The organism is Candidatus Pseudothioglobus sp. Uisw_016, assembly GCF_048087635.1.
In the GTDB taxonomy this organism is placed as follows: domain Bacteria; phylum Pseudomonadota; class Gammaproteobacteria; order PS1; family Pseudothioglobaceae; genus Pseudothioglobus.
Genome location: NZ_CP159806.1, coordinates 1,653,071 through 1,670,109, shown reverse-complemented (window position 1 = coordinate 1,670,109; position 17,039 = coordinate 1,653,071). Strand labels below are relative to the sequence as shown.

The window sequence follows — 17,039 nt, the reverse complement described above, 5'->3', positions numbered from 1 at the left end:
TCTAGCCCCAGCGTTTTTCGAGTTTCATATTATCTCGGACTTGATCTGGCCCTATAATAGAACAGCCCATGCCCTCTGCCGTCTGAACAGCCTTCTTTACAAGGTCTGCATTGGTTGCAAAAACGCCACGTTTTAGATAAAGATTGTCTTCAAGTCCAACACGAATATTGCCCCCTGCTAGGATGGCCATAGCCACATAAGGCAACTGGTTTCTACCAATTGAGAAGGCAGAAAATGTCCAATCTTTTGGAACATTTGATGTCATTGCAAGGAAGGTGTTTAAGTCATCAGGAGCACCCCATGGAATGCCCATACATAACTGAACCATAACAGGATCATCAATTAAGCCCTGCTCCTTTAGCCATATGGCAAGCTGTAAATGACCAGTATCAAAGACTTCTATTTCAGGCCTAACCCCAAGTTCTTGAACTTGTTTTGCCATTTCCTTAAGGACTGCTGGAGTATTGGTCATGACATAACCGCCTTCGCCAAAATTCATTGTTCCGCAATCAATAGTGCAGATCTCAGGAAGTATTTGTCTAACATGGTCAAGCCTTTCAGTTGCGCCTACCATATCAGTACCTTCATTATTTAATGGTAAAGGTTTTTCAGCAGAGCCAAATACTAAATCTCCACCCATTCCTGCTGTCAGATTGAGCACCATATCAACCTTTGACTCACGAATAATGCTTACAACTTGAGCATAGAGCTTTGGGTCTCGAGCAGGAACTCCTGTTTTTGGGTTGCGAACATGAATGTGAACAATGGCTGCGCCAGCTTGAGCTGCCTCGATACATGAGTCAGCTATTTGTTGAGGCTTAATAGGAACTTTATCAGATTTTTCCGTAGTATCTCCAGATCCTGTAACGGCGCAAGTAATAAAAACTTCTCGAGATGGCTGAAGGTTAGTCATATGATTTCTCCAAATTTATGTTTGTTATATTAATCTATATATTACTGAAATCGATTTCTAATAGTAGAAATTTAAATACGATTTCAACATCACTATCAAAAAAAAATAGCATGTGATATAATATTTTGCAATCGTATGCATTACGACCTTTTATGCAATTTTCTTAAAACAGTATACATAAAAAAATATGGCTAAAATTGAACTAAAAAACATTACGAAGCGTTGGGGTGATTTCGTTGGTGTAGATAACTTTAACCTTACTATTCCTGATGAAGAGTTTTTGGTATTACTTGGACCATCAGGCTGTGGAAAAACTACTACAATGCGAATGATTGCTGGACTTGAAACTGTCACTAGTGGAGAGGTGCTGATTAATGGAGAGATTGTAAATAATCTAGAGCCAAAGGACCGAGACGTTGCAATGGTCTTTCAGTCATACGCACTCTACCCAAATATGACGGTATATGAAAACATTCGCTTCCCATTAAAAGTAAGAAATATTGACAAAGAGCTTCATAAAGAAAAAGTTATGAGAGCCTCTGCAATGGTGGAGCTCGATGATTTCTTACATCGCAAACCATCAGAACTTTCTGGGGGTCAAAGACAAAGAGTAGCTTTAGCAAGAGCAATTGTTAGAGAACCGACAGTATTTTTAATGGATGAACCACTTTCAAACCTTGATGCTAAATTACGCGTCTCTACCAGAGCGCAAATTAAAAACCTCCAACACAAGTTACGCGTAACAACAATCTATGTAACGCATGATCAGGTTGAGGCAATGACGCTTGCAGATCGTGTTGTTGTTATGAATAATGGAATCGTCCAACAGGTTGGAACGCCTCAAGAAATATACAATACCCCTGCCAACAGTTTTGTTGCAAGCTTTATTGGTTCGCCTGCTATGAACTTGATGAAAGGAACAATAACAGATGGAGTCTTCTCTGGCGATAATGTAAAAATTGAAGGTCTGAATAAAAAGCATTCTGGTGATATAACCCTCGGATTTAGAGCGGAAGATGCATCCATTGTGAAAAGTAAGGGAGCGATTAAAGCAGCAGCATTTTCAATGGAGTTATTGGGAGACATGACAATGGTTTCAGTTAAGGCTGGCGGTGATTTAATTTCCATAAAGTCTGATAAAAATTATTATGCCAAGATTGGTTCAACAGTTATGGCAAATGTGCCAGCAAATTTATGCCTGCTTTTCAGTTCTAAAACTGGAAAACTGCTTAAAAATTAAAAAATTTGGAGATTTAAAAAATGGACCATAACGAGCAATCCAAAATGACACTTGCTGTTGTTAAGTCTATGGAAGAGGCCTTAAGTACTAATTCTAATAATATGGAAAAGCATTTTCATAAAGATTTTCGTTGGATGGGCAATAATGGATGTGGTACCAAGAAAAGTCTTGAAGAGTTTCGTAATAATTGGCAGCTCCCTCTGAGAGCTGCTTTTTCAGACCGAATTTATAATACTGATAAATTTTTAGTAGATGGTGAGTGGGCGTCTTGCTTTGGCCATATTGATGCTATTCATAGTGGAGAATTCATGGGTATAGCGCCAACTAATAAGCGCGTAAAAATTCACTATACAGATTTTTGGGAAGTTAAGGATGGGCTCATAATAGACAACTGGGTAACTGTTGACTTTCCAAGTATTTTGTCACAACTTGACGTGGATGTTTTTAATGGTCATGGCTGGGAGGCTTATGATCGAGGCGAGATTGCTCCTGCAAAGCCAAACTAATTGGAGATATTATGGCGATAACATATTTAAAAAAAGGTAAGACAGATGCTGCTAAGGCTATTGATGATGCTGAGGTTAGTGAGATTGTAAAAAATACTTTAAGATCCATTGAGGATAGAGGCGATGAGGCAGTTAGAGAGTTTGCAGAAAAATTTGATAACTACACTCCAAAATCCTTCAAATTAACCCAGACAGAGATTGACAATTTAATAAAACAAGTTTCGACCCAGGATCTTGAGGACATTAAGTTTGCTCAAGAACAAGTTAGAAACTTTGCGCAAGCGCAGAGAGATTCTATGAAGGATATTGAGGTAGAGACTATGCCTGGGGTTATATTAGGACATAAAAACATCCCAGTTCAATCGGTTGGGTGTTATATCCCAGCAGGTAAGTTTCCAATGGTTGCGTCAGCGCACATGTCTGTTGTAACTGCTAGTGTTGCAAAAGTTCCAAGAATTATTGCTTGCACGCCTCCCTATAAAGGCTCTCCAAATCCTGCCGTTATTGCTGCAATGCATCTTGGCGGTGCTCATGATATATATGTCATAGGAGGCATTCAGGCTGTTGGGGCAATGGCTCTTGGTACTGAAACAATAGAACCAGTTGATATGCTTGTTGGCCCTGGAAATGCATTTGTTGCTGAAGCTAAAAGGCAATTATTTGGAAAGGTTGGAATTGACTTGTTTGCTGGACCAACAGAGACTATGGTGATAGCAGATGTTACGGTAGATGCTGAATTATGTGCAACAGATTTGTTAGGTCAGGCTGAGCATGGATATAACTCACCAGCTGTCCTGGTAACTAATAATAAAAATCTGGCAGAAGAAACAATCTCTGAGATAGATAGAATTTTAAAGATTCTTCCAACAGCAGAAACTGCTTCCGTGAGCTGGGAAGAGTATGGTGAAATAATTCTTTGTGATAGCTATGATGAGATGTTAGATGTTGCTAATGAAATTGCATCTGAGCATGTTCAGGTAATGACAGATCGCGATGATTGGTTTTTAGAAAATATGCATTCCTATGGAGCGCTATTTTTAGGACCAAGAACAAATGTTTCTAATGGTGACAAAGTAATTGGAACCAATCATACTTTACCAACAAAAAAAGCTGGACGTTATACCGGCGGTCTTTGGGTTGGTAAGTATCTTAAAACGCATAGCTACCAAAAAATTACAACGGATGAGGCAGCTGTAAAGATTGGCAGATACTGCTCAAGACTATGTATGCTTGAGTCGTTTGTTGGTCATGCAGAGCAAGCTAATATTCGAGTAAGGCGATATGGTGGAGAGGATGTTCCTTATGGCAAGGCAGCGCAGTAGTGCATAGAATTAATTATCTTAAGGAGTTAATAAAGCCCCTAAGATTGAGTATGTATAGTTTTACCGAAGATGAGGTTAGAAAAAATCTTAACTCCTTGTTTTATGAGGAGGCTACTATTCATCTTTCTCATCCTTTTGGAGATATTTCAGGACCAACTAATTTTTATAACAAGGCTCTTAAACCCTTGTTTGAATCAATGCCAGATCTAGAAAGACGCGATTATATTGTTATCGGCGGAAAAACAGAAAAGGATTTGGAGTGGATAGGATGTGCTGGTTTTTATAATGGTATATTCTTGAAACCCTTTTTAGATATTCCGCCAACAGGCCATATAGCCCACATGCGATTTCATGAATTTTATTGCTTTCGGGATGACAAAATAATAGAAGTTCAGGCTTTATGGGACATCCCAGAACTAATGATACAGTCAGGCTCTTGGCCAATGGCCCCATCACTTGGAAGAGAATGGTGTGTGCCAGGTCCAGCAACGATGGATGGAATTTCAGATAAGCCTTATGATTTAGAAAAAAGTAACACTTCAATGGAGCATATTTTAGGAATGGCTGATGCTATGAAAAAACACCCTTCTGAGGGTGGCCCTGAGATTATGAAAATGGATTACTATTGGCATCCAAAAATGAATTGGTATGGACCATCTGCTATAGGAAGTGGAAGAGGAGTAGAAGGTTTTAGAAATTGGCATCAAATTCCATTTTTGAATGCTATGCCTGATAGAGGAAAGGATACAACTTATAGTAAGAGAGATGGCTGGGGAGATAAAGTAGGCTACCACTTTTTTGGAGATGGAGATTATGTAGCCGTAACGGGCTGGCCAAATATGAAACAAACTCTTACCCATGATGGTTGGATGGGCATAGCTCCAACTAACAAAGAAGTTTTTCTTCGCTCTCTTGATTTCTGGAGGCTCGAGGAAGGAAAAATAAGAGAAAACTGGGTGATGCTTGATATCCTTGATATTTATGATCAAATGGGTGTTGACGTACTCGGAAGATTAAGAGAGTTTAACAAAGCAAGAAATACAAAAGGATATTGAGTATGAAGCTTCCAACTACACCATCGTTTAGACTAGATGACAAGACTGCTTTAATTACAGGAGCCTCATCTGGTATTGGTCTTGGTTGTGCAGTAGCCTTAGCTGAAGCAGGCGCACACGTTGTTGTATCAGCCCGACGTATTGATAAACTTCATTCTGTTGTTGATGAAATGAAAGCGAAAGGGTTAAGTGCTGAAGCAATGGTGATGGATGTTACTGATACAAATGCAATTAAAGAAACTATTGATAATAAAGGACCATTCGATATTTTAGTTAATAGCGCTGGTTTAGGTAGGCACGCACCTTCTAAAGATACATCATTAGAAGATTTTGATGCGGTAATGAATGTTAATCTTCGCGGCGCATACTTTGTAACTCAAGCAGTAGCGAATGGATTAATAAAAGCAAAAAAACCTGGCTCATTAATCAACATTTCTTCTCAGATGGGTCATGTAGGCGGGATTGATAGAGCTGTTTATTCAGCATCAAAGCATGCGGTAGAGGGATTTACAAAAGCTATGGCCATTGAGTGGGGCTCCCATCAAATTAGAGTTAATACAATCTGTCCAACTTTTATACGTACACCGCTTACTCAATCAACTTTTGATAATCCTGATCGTAAAGAGTGGATTGAAAGTAAGATTAAAATTGGCCGAATTGGAGAGGTTGAAGATATCATGGGGGCTGTAGTATTTTTAGCTTCCGCTGGCTCATCAATGGTCACTGGCTCTGCACTTATGGTGGATGGAGGCTGGACTGCTGACTAATGATAAATAAAAAAGTCACGTCATTAGAAGTAGCAAAATTAGCTGGCGTTAGCCAGTCTGCAGTATCTCGGGTATTTACACCTGGAGCTTCATCCTCTAAAAAAACTAATGAGCTAGTTCGAAAGGCTGCTTTGAAGCTTGGATATAGACCTAATATAGTAGCGCGATCACTAATTACTGGAAAGACAAAAATTATAGGCCTTGTTGTTGCCTACTTAGATAATTACTTTTATCCTGAAGCGTTAGAGCTTCTATCAGGGGCCCTTCAAAAGAATGGTTATCACGTATTGATCTTTATGGCCACAAATACTTCAGGAAATATTGATAACGTAGTGGAAGAGATTTTAGACTATCAGGTGGATGGAATCATTGCAGCATCTGTTGGAATGTCTACTAATTTAGCATCAAGATGTTCTGATGCTGGCATCCCAGTTGTTTTATTTAATCGTACTCAAGATGACGAAAGGCTGTCAGCAGTTACCTCTGATAATGAGCTTGGGGGGCAAAAAATTGCACAATTTCTCTGTAATAATGGCCATACACGAATTGGTTATATAGCAGGCTGGGAAGGCGCATCTACTCAAAGAGATCGAGAGAAAGGATTTACTGATGAACTTAAAAAGAATGGACAGGGTCTTTTTGCTCGAGAAGTTGGTAACTTTAATTTAGACGAGGCTCGTCAAGCAGCACGATCAATGTTCACAGCAAGTGAAATACCAGATGCAGTTTTTGTGGCAAATGACCATATGGCATTTGCAGTAATGGACGTAATGCGCTTTGAGCTTGGACTAAAAATACCTGACCAGGTTTCAGTTGTTGGTTATGACGATGTCCCAGTTGCCAAATGGCTAGCTTATAGTCTAACAACTGTAAGGCAGCGTGCAAATCGTATGGTGGACGAAACAGTTGCTATATTAATTGACAGTATTGAAGATAACTCAACTAAGCCAAGACGTATAAAAATTGATGGTCCTTTAATGCTGAGAGGATCTGCAAAAATTTTAGATAACTATGGAGTTTAATTTATGAAAGGTTTTGATTCAAAATATGCTAATTTTCCAGATTGGATAAATGGCATTACTCATGAAATTTGGGAAGATCGAGGAATTGATAAACTGCTTTATCTTTATTCGGATGATATTATATTAAGATCCCCACACTCCCTGATAATTGGCAATAAGCCAGTTATAGAGGCGACCAAAGCAACCTTATCTGAATTTCCAGATCGTCAACTCTTAGGTGAAGATGTAATCTGGTCTGGCACTCCTGAGACAGGAATGTTGTCATCCCATAGAATTATATCAACGGCATCTCACATGGGCGACGGGCAGTTTGGTAAAGCAACGGGTACAAAAATTGTTTTTAGAACGATAGCAGATTGCCATGCTATTAATAATCAAGTTAATGATGAATGGCTAATTCGTGATGTAGGTGCTATGGCAAGACAGCTGGGCGTTCATCCAAAAGACTTTGCTAGAAAGCAGATAGATTCAGAGGGTGGTATGGATAAATGCCTACACCCTTTTAAAGATTCCATGGATCAACCTGGGCCATATACAGGAAAGGGCAACACTAATGAGTGGGGCGAAAAGTATGTTGATATATTAAAACGGATTATGGACTCTGATCAATCAGTGATTAATGATGAGTATGATCGTGGTTGTGATTTGGAATATCCTGGTGGCGTTTCAGGCCATTCCTACTCGGATGCAAATGAGTTCTGGACGGGCCTTCGATCTTCAATGCCGAGTGCAAAATTTACTATCGAACATCAAATTGGAAGAGAAGATCCATATATGTCTCCACGTGCAGCTGTTCGATGGTCTCTAAAAGGTAAGCATGATGGTTGGGGAGTTTTTGGTGAACCTACAGGTGCTGATTTATATGTGATGGGAGTTTCTCATGCTGAATTTGGTCCATGGGGCTTAAGAAGAGAGTACACATTATTTGATGAGACTTCTATGTGGAAGCAAATAATCCTCAAGACTGGTTGATAATGACTTTAGAAGAAATGGAAAAGTGTATTGTTCGATATGCTGATTTAAAGCCTTGCAAAACTGCATTTATTGACGCACATACGCCTGGATCAAATCAGAAAGATAACTTTACAATTATTGGTTCTGGGGTATCAGAGAGTCCTGATCAGTATGTTCATATTGATCAATCACCAGGCTTTAATATTGGTGCTGCGGGCCAACCTCCAGGCTGCACAAATTCATTACACTCGCACACAACTGCTGAAGTATTCTATGTATTCAAGGGTCGATGGCGTTTTTTCTGGGGACGCTATGGTGATTCTGGAGAGGTAGTTGCAGAAGAAGGCGATATGGTTAATATTCCTACAGGTATGTTTCGCGCATTTGAAAATGTTGGTGAGGATTATGGAATGTTGATGGCAATACTTGGAGGTGATGATGCAGGGGGAGGCGTTACATGGGCACCTGAGGTTATTAATGATGCTAAAGACTTTGGCCTGATTTTGGGTGAAAATGGATTATTATATGATACTAAAAAAGGGGAGATTTTGCCAAAAAATGTCAACCCAATGCCATTATTAACTGAAACTAATCTTAGAAATTTTTCTGAAATTACAACTGAAGAGTTTATTAATAATTTTTTTGTAAGCTCATCAGAGTTAAAGCAAAAGTCACAGAATTTACCACTTAATGTTATTGGGGTAGATGGGATTTTAAAAGATCGGCCTGGTTTTGAAGTTGACTACATTACATCCGACACTTTTACTGGAGAGCAATACTCTTCAAGTCGACACGAGGTTAATATGATAATGAGTGGTGAATGGTCTCTAGAGTGGGATGACAATGTTGCAACTCTTTCTCCTGGGGATACATGTTTGATACGCCCTGAAATGTTACATAAGATTGTCCCTAAAGATTTGAGAAGTGCAAGTCTTTTCAGGGTTACAAAGACTGATGATCAAGCAGGCCCAACATGGAGAAGCTAATTTTTAAGGGCATGATAATGAATCACAAAGCAATTCTTTTTGGATCGATTGGGACACTTGTTGAAACCTCTGAGCTTCAACGTCGCTCATTCAATCAGGCATTTTCTGAGGCTGAACTTGACTGGAATTGGAGTCCTGATGAGTACCAGAAGCTACTGGCAAAGTCTGGAGGCTGCGAGAGGATCAAAAACTATGCGATTCAACGCGGTATTGATATAGATGCAATGCATCTGCATAGACAAAAAACTAAAATCTTTGATAGTTTTATGGCCAAAGAATCCATCCTACTCCGCCCTGGTGTAGCAAGCCTTATTAGTCATTCACTGGATAGTAGTTTACTACTAGCATTCGTCACAAATACTTCAAAAGTCAATATTGATGCCATCTTTTATGCATTAGGAGATCAGATAAAGCGCAATGATTTCAGTTTCATTGGCAACGATACAATGGTATCTAATCCAAAGCCAAGTCCAGATATATACCTAAAAGCTCTGTCTGAGCTGCATCTAGATGCAAAAGATTGCATTGCCATTGAGGACTCTGAAATTAGTATGCAGTCTGCTTTGGAAGCAGGTATCCAGTGTATTGGATTCCCGGGAGCGAATACACAAGGTAATGATTTTAGTGGTGCTGAGTTTGTAACGGATCATTTGTCTGTCGATGACCTAACAATGCTATAAGGGAATGACCTTTTTTATATATTATTAAGGAGTAATGAATGAGTAGAATATTAACTAGTCACGTAGGCTCACTTCCAAGAACTCAAGAAGTTGTTGACTATATTTTTGCAAGAGAAAATAGTCAAAAATATAATGAGAAGAGTTTTGATGAGTGCATGGAAGAGAATGTTTTAAAGACTGTTGAGAAGCAAAAAAATGCAGGTATCGATATTGTTAGTGATGGGGAGACATCAAAAATATCATACGCAACTTATGTGAAAGATAGATATACAGGTTTTTCAGGTGACAGTGCTCGAAATGCGCCAGAAGACTTAAAGATGTTTCCAGGCTTTCTTAAAAGGCTATCCGATGATGGTGGAACTCCTCAATATTCAAGACCAATGTGCACAAGTGAAGTAAAGTCAAAAGGTCAAGGAGAGCTTCAAAAGGATATATCTAATTTGAAATCTGCAATGGCTAAAAATAGCATTGATAGAGGTTTTATGAATGCAGCTTCGCCTGGCGTTATTTCACTATTTTTACAAAATGACTACTACCCTTCAAGGGATTCTTACCTGGCCGCCTTGGCCGATGCTATGAGAGATGAGTATGAAACTATTGTAGGGTCAGGTTTAGACTTACAGTTAGATTGTCCTGATCTAGCACTTTCTAGGCATATGCTATTTAGTGACTTGTCTGACTCAGAGTTTATAAAGATTATTGAGTCACACGTTGAAGCCTTAAATCATGCGCTGAAGAATGTCCCAGAAGAGAAGGTTAGAATTCATATTTGTTGGGGGAATTATGAAGGTCCCCACTGTTGTGATATAGATATGAATAAGGTTTTTGGAACTCTTATGAAGGCAAAAGCTCGATATACTTTATTTGAAACTTCAAACCCACGCCATGCTCATGAATGGACAGTTTTTAGAGATCGTAAAAGCGAAATACCAGATACGAAAATACTTGTACCTGGTGTTGTTGATACAACCACTAACTTCATTGAGCATCCTGAGCTAGTTGCAGAGCGAATCGAAAAATTTGTTAATATAGTAGGGAGTGAAAGAGTAATTGCAGGATCAGACTGTGGTTTTGGAACATTTGCAGGGTTTGGAGCGGTCGATCCAGAAATTGCTTTTGCTAAACTAAAGTCTTTATCTGAGGGTGCTGCGCTTGTAAGTAATAGATTATGACACCCCTTGTAATGATTCCTGGAATGATGTGTGATGAGCGGATTTTTGCGCCACAAATAGAGGCGCTTCTCGCTGAGGTATCGGTGCATATTGCAGATATTTCTAAACATGACAATATTAGCGACTTGGCGGCCGATGTTTTAAGTCATGCGCCACCAAAATTCAGCCTTGCTGGCCACTCTATGGGTGGTATTGTAGCTATGGAAATTTGTTCACAGGCACCAGAAAGAGTTGAAAAATTGGTGTTAATTGATACCAATCCTAAATCTGAATTAGAGGAAGTGAAGGCCAAGCGTGAGCCTCAAATTAGTGATGCTTTATCAGGAAAATTAATAAATGTTATTCGTGATGAGATGAAACCTAAATATTTAGCAGATAGCGATAATCCAGATATTATTTTAAATATCTGCATGGATATGGCTCTTTCTTTAGGTCCTAAAGTTTTTGTTAACCAGTCAAGAGCACTCCAAGGAAGAATTGATCAAGAGGAGGCTCTTAACTCACTTAATATTCCCGTGTTGATAATGTGCGGCTTGGAAGATAAATTATGCCCTCTGGAGAAGCATGAATTGATGCATAATATAATTAGTAACTCAACTTTAGAGGTAATTGAAAATGCCGGTCATTTGCCAACATTAGAACAACCAGAGAAAACTACGGAGATATTAAAAACATGGCTTATGAACTAGATCAAGAATTACTTACCCTTCTTCAATCAGTAGATACACCTACTGTATGTAACGCAATTGAAGTAGCACAAGGCAAGAGGGGTTTTTCAGAATTTACTCGTGAAACCATGATTTGCTCGGCACCAAAAGGTGGAGCAATGGTTGGTTTTGCCAAAACTGCAAAAATTGCTGCACTGATTCCGCCAACAGAAGACCAAGAGATAATTAAAGAGCGGAGGATGAATTATTATCGTTATATGTCAGAAGTTACTGGCCCTGCCGTTGCAGTCATAGAGGATGTTGATTATCCAAATTGTATTGGAGCTTATTGGGGTGAGGTTAATACGAAAGTTCACAAAGGGTTTGGTCTTTCTGGTGCGCTGACTAACGGAGTTATGAGAGATCTTGGTGATCTTGCAGAAGATTTTCAAGTCGTTGCAGGCTCTATTGGTCCAAGTCATGGATTTGTTCACGTACGAGAAATTGATACAAAAATTAGTATTCTTGGTATGAGTGTTTCGCCAAATGATTTAATTCATGCTGACCTTCACGGCGCAGTTGTAATCCCTAAAGAGGTTATTAATGGTTTAAAGGACGCTATCCATAAGTTATTTGCTTCAGAGCAGTTGATTCTTGGTCCTGCTGAAAAGAAAGATTTCAATTTTGATAGCTTTAAAAGTGCATGGGAAGATTTCGAAAAATCAAGAACATAAATTTTTTGAGTTTTTAGTAAGATTGTTATTGAGAAATTTTTGATAGTATGTCTCGGTTTAATATGCTGAATAAAAAGTTATATAGAGATTAAGACTCTGTGATATAATCGTTTGCAATCGTATGCAATATATTTTTTAATATTTGTTACGATGTATTATTAATTTGTATTTAATTGAAAAAAAAGGAGTGATATTATGTTTTTAAGAAAAATCGCTACAATTGTAGCGCTTACTACTCTAGCTTCAAGTGCATGGGCCGGTTGCGGCATCTCTGAAGGCAGAGTTAGTATTGTTGGTAATGAGTTTCCAGCGATCCAAACAATCGGTGCAGGCGCAATGGAGTGTGCAGGTGGTGGTGTTACAGTTGAAACAAACCTAACTGCTGATCATCAAAAAATTAATCTTCCAGGTATGACTGGTAACCCAGCTGAATTTACATCAGCTATTGTTGCTAACTCATCAATTGTTGCACTTATGAACAATGATGTTATTAGACCTTTGAATGATCTAGTTGCTAAGCATGGACAAGGTCTTCAGAAAAGCCAGTTAGTTACAATTGATGGAAATATTATGGGTATTGCCTTTATGGCGAACGCTCAACATCTAACTTATAGGTCAGATATTTTGGACCAGTTAGGAATTGCGGTGCCTACAACTTATGAAGCAATGTTAGAAGCTGCTGCAAGAATCCGTTCTAGTGGTTTGATGAAGAACCCTATTGGTGGTGCCTATGCTTCAGGTTGGAACTTAGCTGAGGAATTTGTTAATATGTATATTGGTCATGGCGGCGAGTTCTTTGAGCCTGGTACAGCTAAGATTGCTGTTAACAATCAGCATGGTTACGATACACTAACTATGATGAAGCAGTTATCTCACTTTATGAACCCTGACTATTTAACTCATGATTCAAACGCAACAAGTGCCGAATGGAAAGCTGGTAACGTTGCTCTTATGAATATGTGGGGATCACGTATTGGAGCCCTTAAAGGTGATGAGGTAGATGCTGCTGTAGTAGCAGCTACAGCTACTGCTGGTCCTATGACAGTTGGTGGTGGTACAACTGCAGCTTCAACTTTATGGTGGGATGGATTTACTGTATCTAAGAATATTTCAGATGCAGATGCAGAGGCTACTTTTATGGCTATGATGCATGCAATTCGTCCAGCTATGTTGAATGAAACAACTTCGCCACAAGCTGTTTGGTTAATTGATGGTTATGAGCCTACTCCAGCTGCTGCAGGTGTATTTGCTGCTGCTGCAATGGGAACTAAGCCGTATCCAATGTTGCCATATGCAGGTCTAATGCATTCAGCCGCAGGTGCTGAATTAGTTGACTTCATGCAAGGCAAAGAAACTGCTGAGCAAGCTTTAGCTGGTTTAGAAGCGGCATACACAACTGCTGCGACAGAAAAAGGCTATTTATAAGCTTTTGTAAGTTGTTTATCTCCTAAGATTAGGGTGTGTGTTTCACATGCCCTTTTCTTTTTTGTATAATTGAGTTTCTCTAATCTTATTATTTCCATATGAAGCATAAGACTTTTTTCTGGTTCTTTTTACCTACAGCCCTAGCAATGTTTTTGTTCATTGCCTTGCCCTTAACTTCGATTGTAAGTCAGTCACTTCATACACCTCATGACCAGGTTCTAATTGTTGTTGAATCATGTGATCCATTTGGTTGTAAATCTGAAACAACTATTGATCATCAGGCAAGTAAGCAAATCAATGAAGAGAAGCCAAAAGGTAAGTGGGTTGGATTTGAAATCTATACTGATAGAAACCACCTAGCCTTTAAAGAGGTTGGTGAGTTATGGGAGAGTAAGACAAACTTTATTGATTTTGTTTCCAGTCTAAAGGATCTTCCATTTTATCGAGCAATGGGCTTTACTTTGACTTATACCTTTGTTGTAACCCCGCTGGTTATATTATTTGGATTTATAATTGCAATAGCAGTTAACTCACTGCATCGACACTTAAAAGGATTCATGGTGTTCTTTTCATTGCTACCAATGATTGTAACCCCTTTGGTTGGTTCGTTGATCCTGTTTTGGATGATTGATTCACGAGGTATTATTGGCTCAGGTCTCCAAGAATTATTTGCAGATCCTACGTTGTCACTAAAGGCATCAACTGGCCTAACATGGATAACACTTATTGTATACGGTGTTTGGCACTCTGCCCCTTTTGCATTCATTGTTTTTTACGCTGGACTTCAGACTGTTCCACAAGAAACTATAGAAGCAGCAATGATTGATGGGGCTTCACGTTTTCAGCAAACTATGCATGTCGTTGTGCCTCATTTATCTCCACTAGTAGCATTTGTGGCGTTAATTCAGCTGATGGATAATTTCCGAGTATTTGAGCCAATAGTTGGTTTTAGTGCTTCGGCACATGCGACCTCTCTTTCATGGATTATATGGAATGATATTGGCCAAGAAATCAGACTTATGTCATCTGCAGCAACTACATCAGTGTTGACAATAATTGGCGTCATCATACTTCTTATGCCAGTTTTGATTAGAACATGGCGTGAATTCAACCCAGAGAAATAATATGACTTCAAATCAAATAAAAAGACCATTAGGACTCCAGATATTAATATATGGCTTTGTATTATTCTGGTTAATTTTAGCAGCTTTTCCATTTTTATGGACTATGTGGGGTTCATTCAAAGTAGAGCTGGATTTTTTCTCAAAGGGAGACTGGACTAATGTATTTTCTGGAGTAAGAACCCAAGTAGTCTATGGAGAGTCTTTTACAGGCGCAGGTTATGAGGGTGCATGGATCCAAGAAGAGTTTTGGCGCGCTTTTTTAAATACAGCGATAGTTTGTGTTTCTACAGTACTCATATCATTAACTCTTGCAACTTTAGGCGGTTATGCGCTTTCAAGGTCTGGGTTTCGTTATTCATTTTGGCTGCTAATAATTGCACTTGTTTTTCGTGCGCTGCCTCCAATCACTCTTGTTTCTGGCTATTTACAGCCCTTCTATGATTGGAATGTTTGGGGAACATTGCCGACTACCATTATTGTGTTGGTTGCAATTAACCAGCCATTTACATTGTGGATGCTGCACTCATTTTTTCAAACAATACCCAAAGAGCTTGATGAGAGTGCAAAGGTTGATGGGTGTACTCAGTTCCAAGCCTTTCGACATGTAATTATTCCAGTGATGTGGCCAGGAGTTATTACTGCTGGACTCTTCTCATTTCTTTTGGCATATAATGATTTTGCTGTTACAGCGTTACTACTCTCTCAGGAAAACCAAACTATGGTTCCTAAAATTGCCAGCTTTATGGGCACTACTCAAACAGAAGGTAATATTATGTTTGCAGTCGCAGCAGTTGTATCTGCTATAGTTCCATTGTTCATTCTGGTTATGTTTTTTCAAAGGCAGCTTGTTAGTGGATTAACAGCTGGTGCAGTCAAGGGTTAATCATTGTCCTCGTTTGATTATATTATCATTGGTGCAGGTTCTGCTGGGTGCGTTTTAGCAAATCGACTGAGCGCAAATCCCAAAACTACTGTCTGTTTGATTGAGGGAGGTGGAAGTGATAAGAGCCCATGGGTTCAAATTCCTGCTGGCCTTTCAGTTGCGTACGGACATAAGAAGCTTGACTATGCCTACAAGGGAGCACCACAAAAAAAATTAAACAACCGTGTAATTACTGTTAACCGTGGCAGGTGTCTTGGTGGATCAAGTTCAATCAATGGAATGATTTATATTCGCGGAAATAAAAATGATTATGATAATTGGAAGGCTCTTGGTTGTGATGGTTGGTCCTATAATGATGTATTGCCGATATTTAAAAAACTTGAGCAAGATCAAACAGGTGCAGATCCTAAGTATCATTCAACAGCTGGTGAGTGGCCAGTTGTCATGCCACAAGAAGTCAATAAGACGGCTATGCGCTTTATTAAGGCTGGCTCTCATATAGGGCTTCCAAAGAATCCTGACTTTAATGATGAGTCTCAATTAGGCCTAGGAATTTATAAGGTTAATCAAGATAAAGGCGCGCGAGTAAATTCTTATAAGGCCTTTATTGCTCCAATTTCTTCAAGAGCAAACCTTAAAATAATGACAAATTCCAGGGTTCAATTAATTGAGATTGAGGGCGATAGTGCCCAATCAATTAAGCTACAAGTCAATGGCATAGATAAGCAATTGCTTTGTAATAAAGAGGTTATTTTATGTGCTGGGGCAATTGAATCACCAAGAATACTTTTATCATCTGGAGTTGGGGATAGAGAAGAGCTTAAAAAAGTAGGCGTAACTTGTCAACATAATGTTCCAGGGGTTGGTGAAAATCTCCAAGATCATTTAGACACAATGGTCACTGTTCGTTCAAATAAATCAGAATCAATTGGAGTTTCTTGGAGGTCTTTATTGCCACAAGTCTTTACATCTCCTTTTAACTACTTATTTAGGAGAATGGGCTGGTGGACCAGTAATTTTGTTGAGGCAGGAGGTTTTGCAGATACAAAACTTGGAAGCCCCGATTATCCTGATGTTCAGTTTCACTTTACACCTATTTACCGAAGTCATCGTGGAAGAAGGTTTGAGTTTGGACATGGGTATTCTCTATTTACATGTCTATTGAGACCCCATAGTAAAGGGGCAGTTAAGATTAAGAAGGATGGTGACAAGCATAAGGTTATTGTTGACCATAATTTCTTGTCTGACTCTAGGGATGAAAAAACCATTGTCGAGGCAATTAAAAAAGCTAGAGAGGTCTTATTATCCAAAGAGTTTGACGAGGTTCGCGGTGAAGAAGTTGCACCTGGAAAATCTATCCAATCAGATGAGGAGCTATTAGACTACATTCGTAAAACAGCAGTAACAGTCTATCACCCTGTAGGAACATGTAAAATGGGGGTTGATGATTTAGCGGTTGTCTCCCCGAGTGACCTAAAGGTAAAAGGAATGAATAACTTAAGAGTTATTGACGCTTCGATTATGCCAAACATAGTCAGTGGTAATACCTCAGCAGCAACTATGATGATTGCAGAAATGGGCGCAACAATGATATTAAACAAGGAATAAA

The 17,039-nt window shown here is 39.1% G+C and carries 17 protein-coding genes; 16 read left to right on the top strand and 1 reads right to left on the bottom strand.

Going from position 1 to position 17,039, the window contains the following annotated elements; all coding sequences use genetic code 11:
* Position 1 precedes the first annotated feature (1 nt).
* Positions 2-913 carry a 3-keto-5-aminohexanoate cleavage protein gene (locus ABXT69_RS08485; RefSeq protein ID WP_416677951.1) on the bottom strand — a complete coding sequence of 304 codons (912 nt, stop codon included), beginning with the start codon at positions 911-913 and terminating at the stop codon, positions 2-4.
* Positions 914-1,100: 187 nt separating this feature from the next.
* Here ABXT69_RS08485 and ABXT69_RS08480 point away from each other — a divergent pair, with 187 nt between their 5' ends.
* The 16 genes from ABXT69_RS08480 to ABXT69_RS08405 all read left to right on the top strand — a co-directional run bounded on the left by ABXT69_RS08480 (position 1,101) and on the right by ABXT69_RS08405 (position 17,038).
* A complete protein-coding gene (locus ABXT69_RS08480) occupies positions 1,101-2,153 on the top strand; it encodes an ABC transporter ATP-binding protein (protein ID WP_416677950.1) in 1,053 nt (350 codons plus the stop codon).
* A 20-nt stretch (positions 2,154-2,173) separates the two neighbouring features.
* Positions 2,174-2,659 (top strand): ester cyclase, encoded by a 486-nt coding sequence (locus ABXT69_RS08475; protein WP_416677948.1) that lies wholly within the window; start codon positions 2,174-2,176, stop codon positions 2,657-2,659.
* An 11-nt stretch (positions 2,660-2,670) separates the two neighbouring features.
* Positions 2,671-3,981, top strand: a complete 1,311-nt coding sequence (hisD, locus tag ABXT69_RS08470) for a histidinol dehydrogenase (RefSeq protein WP_416677946.1) — start codon at positions 2,671-2,673, stop codon at positions 3,979-3,981.
* Positions 3,982-4,031: 50 nt separating this feature from the next.
* The gene (locus tag ABXT69_RS08465; RefSeq protein ID WP_416677945.1) at positions 4,032-5,036 is read left to right on the top strand and encodes an ester cyclase; all 1,005 of its coding nucleotides are present in this window, start codon (positions 4,032-4,034) and stop codon (positions 5,034-5,036) included.
* Between the two features lie 2 nt (positions 5,037-5,038).
* Positions 5,039-5,803: an SDR family NAD(P)-dependent oxidoreductase gene (locus ABXT69_RS08460; protein WP_416677943.1), complete on the top strand. Its 765-nt coding sequence runs from the start codon at positions 5,039-5,041 to the stop codon at positions 5,801-5,803.
* A complete protein-coding gene (locus ABXT69_RS08455) occupies positions 5,803-6,825 on the top strand; it encodes a LacI family DNA-binding transcriptional regulator (RefSeq protein WP_416677942.1) in 1,023 nt (340 codons plus the stop codon). The genes ABXT69_RS08460 and ABXT69_RS08455 overlap by 1 nt, the downstream gene beginning before the upstream one ends.
* Positions 6,826-6,828: 3 nt before the next feature.
* Positions 6,829-7,797: a nuclear transport factor 2 family protein gene (locus tag ABXT69_RS08450; protein ID WP_416677940.1), complete on the top strand. Its 969-nt coding sequence runs from the start codon at positions 6,829-6,831 to the stop codon at positions 7,795-7,797.
* 2 nt (positions 7,798-7,799) lie between these two features.
* Entirely contained in the window at positions 7,800-8,765 is a 966-nt protein-coding gene (locus ABXT69_RS08445) for a cupin domain-containing protein (protein ID WP_416679591.1), read from the top strand.
* 17 nt (positions 8,766-8,782) lie between these two features.
* A complete protein-coding gene (locus tag ABXT69_RS08440) occupies positions 8,783-9,445 on the top strand; it encodes an HAD-IA family hydrolase (protein ID WP_416677939.1) in 663 nt (220 codons plus the stop codon).
* A gap of 38 nt (positions 9,446-9,483) precedes the next feature.
* Entirely contained in the window at positions 9,484-10,617 is a 1,134-nt protein-coding gene (locus ABXT69_RS08435) for a cobalamin-independent methionine synthase II family protein (RefSeq protein ID WP_271556904.1), read from the top strand.
* Complete coding sequence (locus ABXT69_RS08430; protein WP_416677938.1) at positions 10,614-11,306, top strand: alpha/beta fold hydrolase; 693 nt, start codon at positions 10,614-10,616, stop codon at positions 11,304-11,306. Before ABXT69_RS08435 ends, ABXT69_RS08430 begins: the two co-directional genes overlap by 4 nt.
* Positions 11,291-11,998 carry an RraA family protein gene (locus tag ABXT69_RS08425; RefSeq protein WP_416677937.1) on the top strand — a complete coding sequence of 236 codons (708 nt, stop codon included), beginning with the start codon at positions 11,291-11,293 and terminating at the stop codon, positions 11,996-11,998. The genes ABXT69_RS08430 and ABXT69_RS08425 overlap by 16 nt, the downstream gene beginning before the upstream one ends.
* Positions 11,999-12,193: 195 nt before the next feature.
* Entirely contained in the window at positions 12,194-13,423 is a 1,230-nt protein-coding gene (locus ABXT69_RS08420; protein ID WP_416677935.1) for an ABC transporter substrate-binding protein, read from the top strand.
* Positions 13,424-13,521: 98 nt separating this feature from the next.
* Positions 13,522-14,547, top strand: a complete 1,026-nt coding sequence (locus ABXT69_RS08415) for a carbohydrate ABC transporter permease (protein WP_416677934.1) — start codon at positions 13,522-13,524, stop codon at positions 14,545-14,547.
* A 1-nt stretch (position 14,548) separates the two neighbouring features.
* Positions 14,549-15,430: a carbohydrate ABC transporter permease gene (locus ABXT69_RS08410; protein ID WP_416677932.1), complete on the top strand. Its 882-nt coding sequence runs from the start codon at positions 14,549-14,551 to the stop codon at positions 15,428-15,430.
* Between the two features lie 3 nt (positions 15,431-15,433).
* Positions 15,434-17,038, top strand: a complete 1,605-nt coding sequence (locus tag ABXT69_RS08405; RefSeq protein WP_416677930.1) for a GMC family oxidoreductase — start codon at positions 15,434-15,436, stop codon at positions 17,036-17,038.
* The last annotated feature ends 1 nt before the right edge of the window (position 17,039 follow it).

What these genes read in the sequence shown, in the direction of transcription:
- ABXT69_RS08485 (WP_416677951.1), bottom strand. Translation starts at nt 913, where the DNA reads ATGACTAACCTTCAGCCATCTCGAGAAGTTTTTATTACTTGCGCCGTT.
- ABXT69_RS08480 (WP_416677950.1), top strand. Translation starts at nt 1,101, where the DNA reads ATGGCTAAAATTGAACTAAAAAACATTACGAAGCGTTGGGGTGATTTC.
- ABXT69_RS08475 (WP_416677948.1), top strand. Translation starts at nt 2,174, where the DNA reads ATGGACCATAACGAGCAATCCAAAATGACACTTGCTGTTGTTAAGTCT.
- hisD (WP_416677946.1), top strand. Translation starts at nt 2,671, where the DNA reads ATGGCGATAACATATTTAAAAAAAGGTAAGACAGATGCTGCTAAGGCT.
- ABXT69_RS08465 (WP_416677945.1), top strand. Translation starts at nt 4,032, where the DNA reads ATGTATAGTTTTACCGAAGATGAGGTTAGAAAAAATCTTAACTCCTTG.
- ABXT69_RS08460 (WP_416677943.1), top strand. Translation starts at nt 5,039, where the DNA reads ATGAAGCTTCCAACTACACCATCGTTTAGACTAGATGACAAGACTGCT.
- ABXT69_RS08455 (WP_416677942.1), top strand. Translation starts at nt 5,803, where the DNA reads ATGATAAATAAAAAAGTCACGTCATTAGAAGTAGCAAAATTAGCTGGC.
- ABXT69_RS08450 (WP_416677940.1), top strand. Translation starts at nt 6,829, where the DNA reads ATGAAAGGTTTTGATTCAAAATATGCTAATTTTCCAGATTGGATAAAT.
- ABXT69_RS08445 (WP_416679591.1), top strand. Translation starts at nt 7,800, where the DNA reads ATGACTTTAGAAGAAATGGAAAAGTGTATTGTTCGATATGCTGATTTA.
- ABXT69_RS08440 (WP_416677939.1), top strand. Translation starts at nt 8,783, where the DNA reads ATGAATCACAAAGCAATTCTTTTTGGATCGATTGGGACACTTGTTGAA.
- ABXT69_RS08435 (WP_271556904.1), top strand. Translation starts at nt 9,484, where the DNA reads ATGAGTAGAATATTAACTAGTCACGTAGGCTCACTTCCAAGAACTCAA.
- ABXT69_RS08430 (WP_416677938.1), top strand. Translation starts at nt 10,614, where the DNA reads ATGACACCCCTTGTAATGATTCCTGGAATGATGTGTGATGAGCGGATT.
- ABXT69_RS08425 (WP_416677937.1), top strand. Translation starts at nt 11,291, where the DNA reads ATGGCTTATGAACTAGATCAAGAATTACTTACCCTTCTTCAATCAGTA.
- ABXT69_RS08420 (WP_416677935.1), top strand. Translation starts at nt 12,194, where the DNA reads ATGTTTTTAAGAAAAATCGCTACAATTGTAGCGCTTACTACTCTAGCT.
- ABXT69_RS08415 (WP_416677934.1), top strand. Translation starts at nt 13,522, where the DNA reads ATGAAGCATAAGACTTTTTTCTGGTTCTTTTTACCTACAGCCCTAGCA.
- ABXT69_RS08410 (WP_416677932.1), top strand. Translation starts at nt 14,549, where the DNA reads ATGACTTCAAATCAAATAAAAAGACCATTAGGACTCCAGATATTAATA.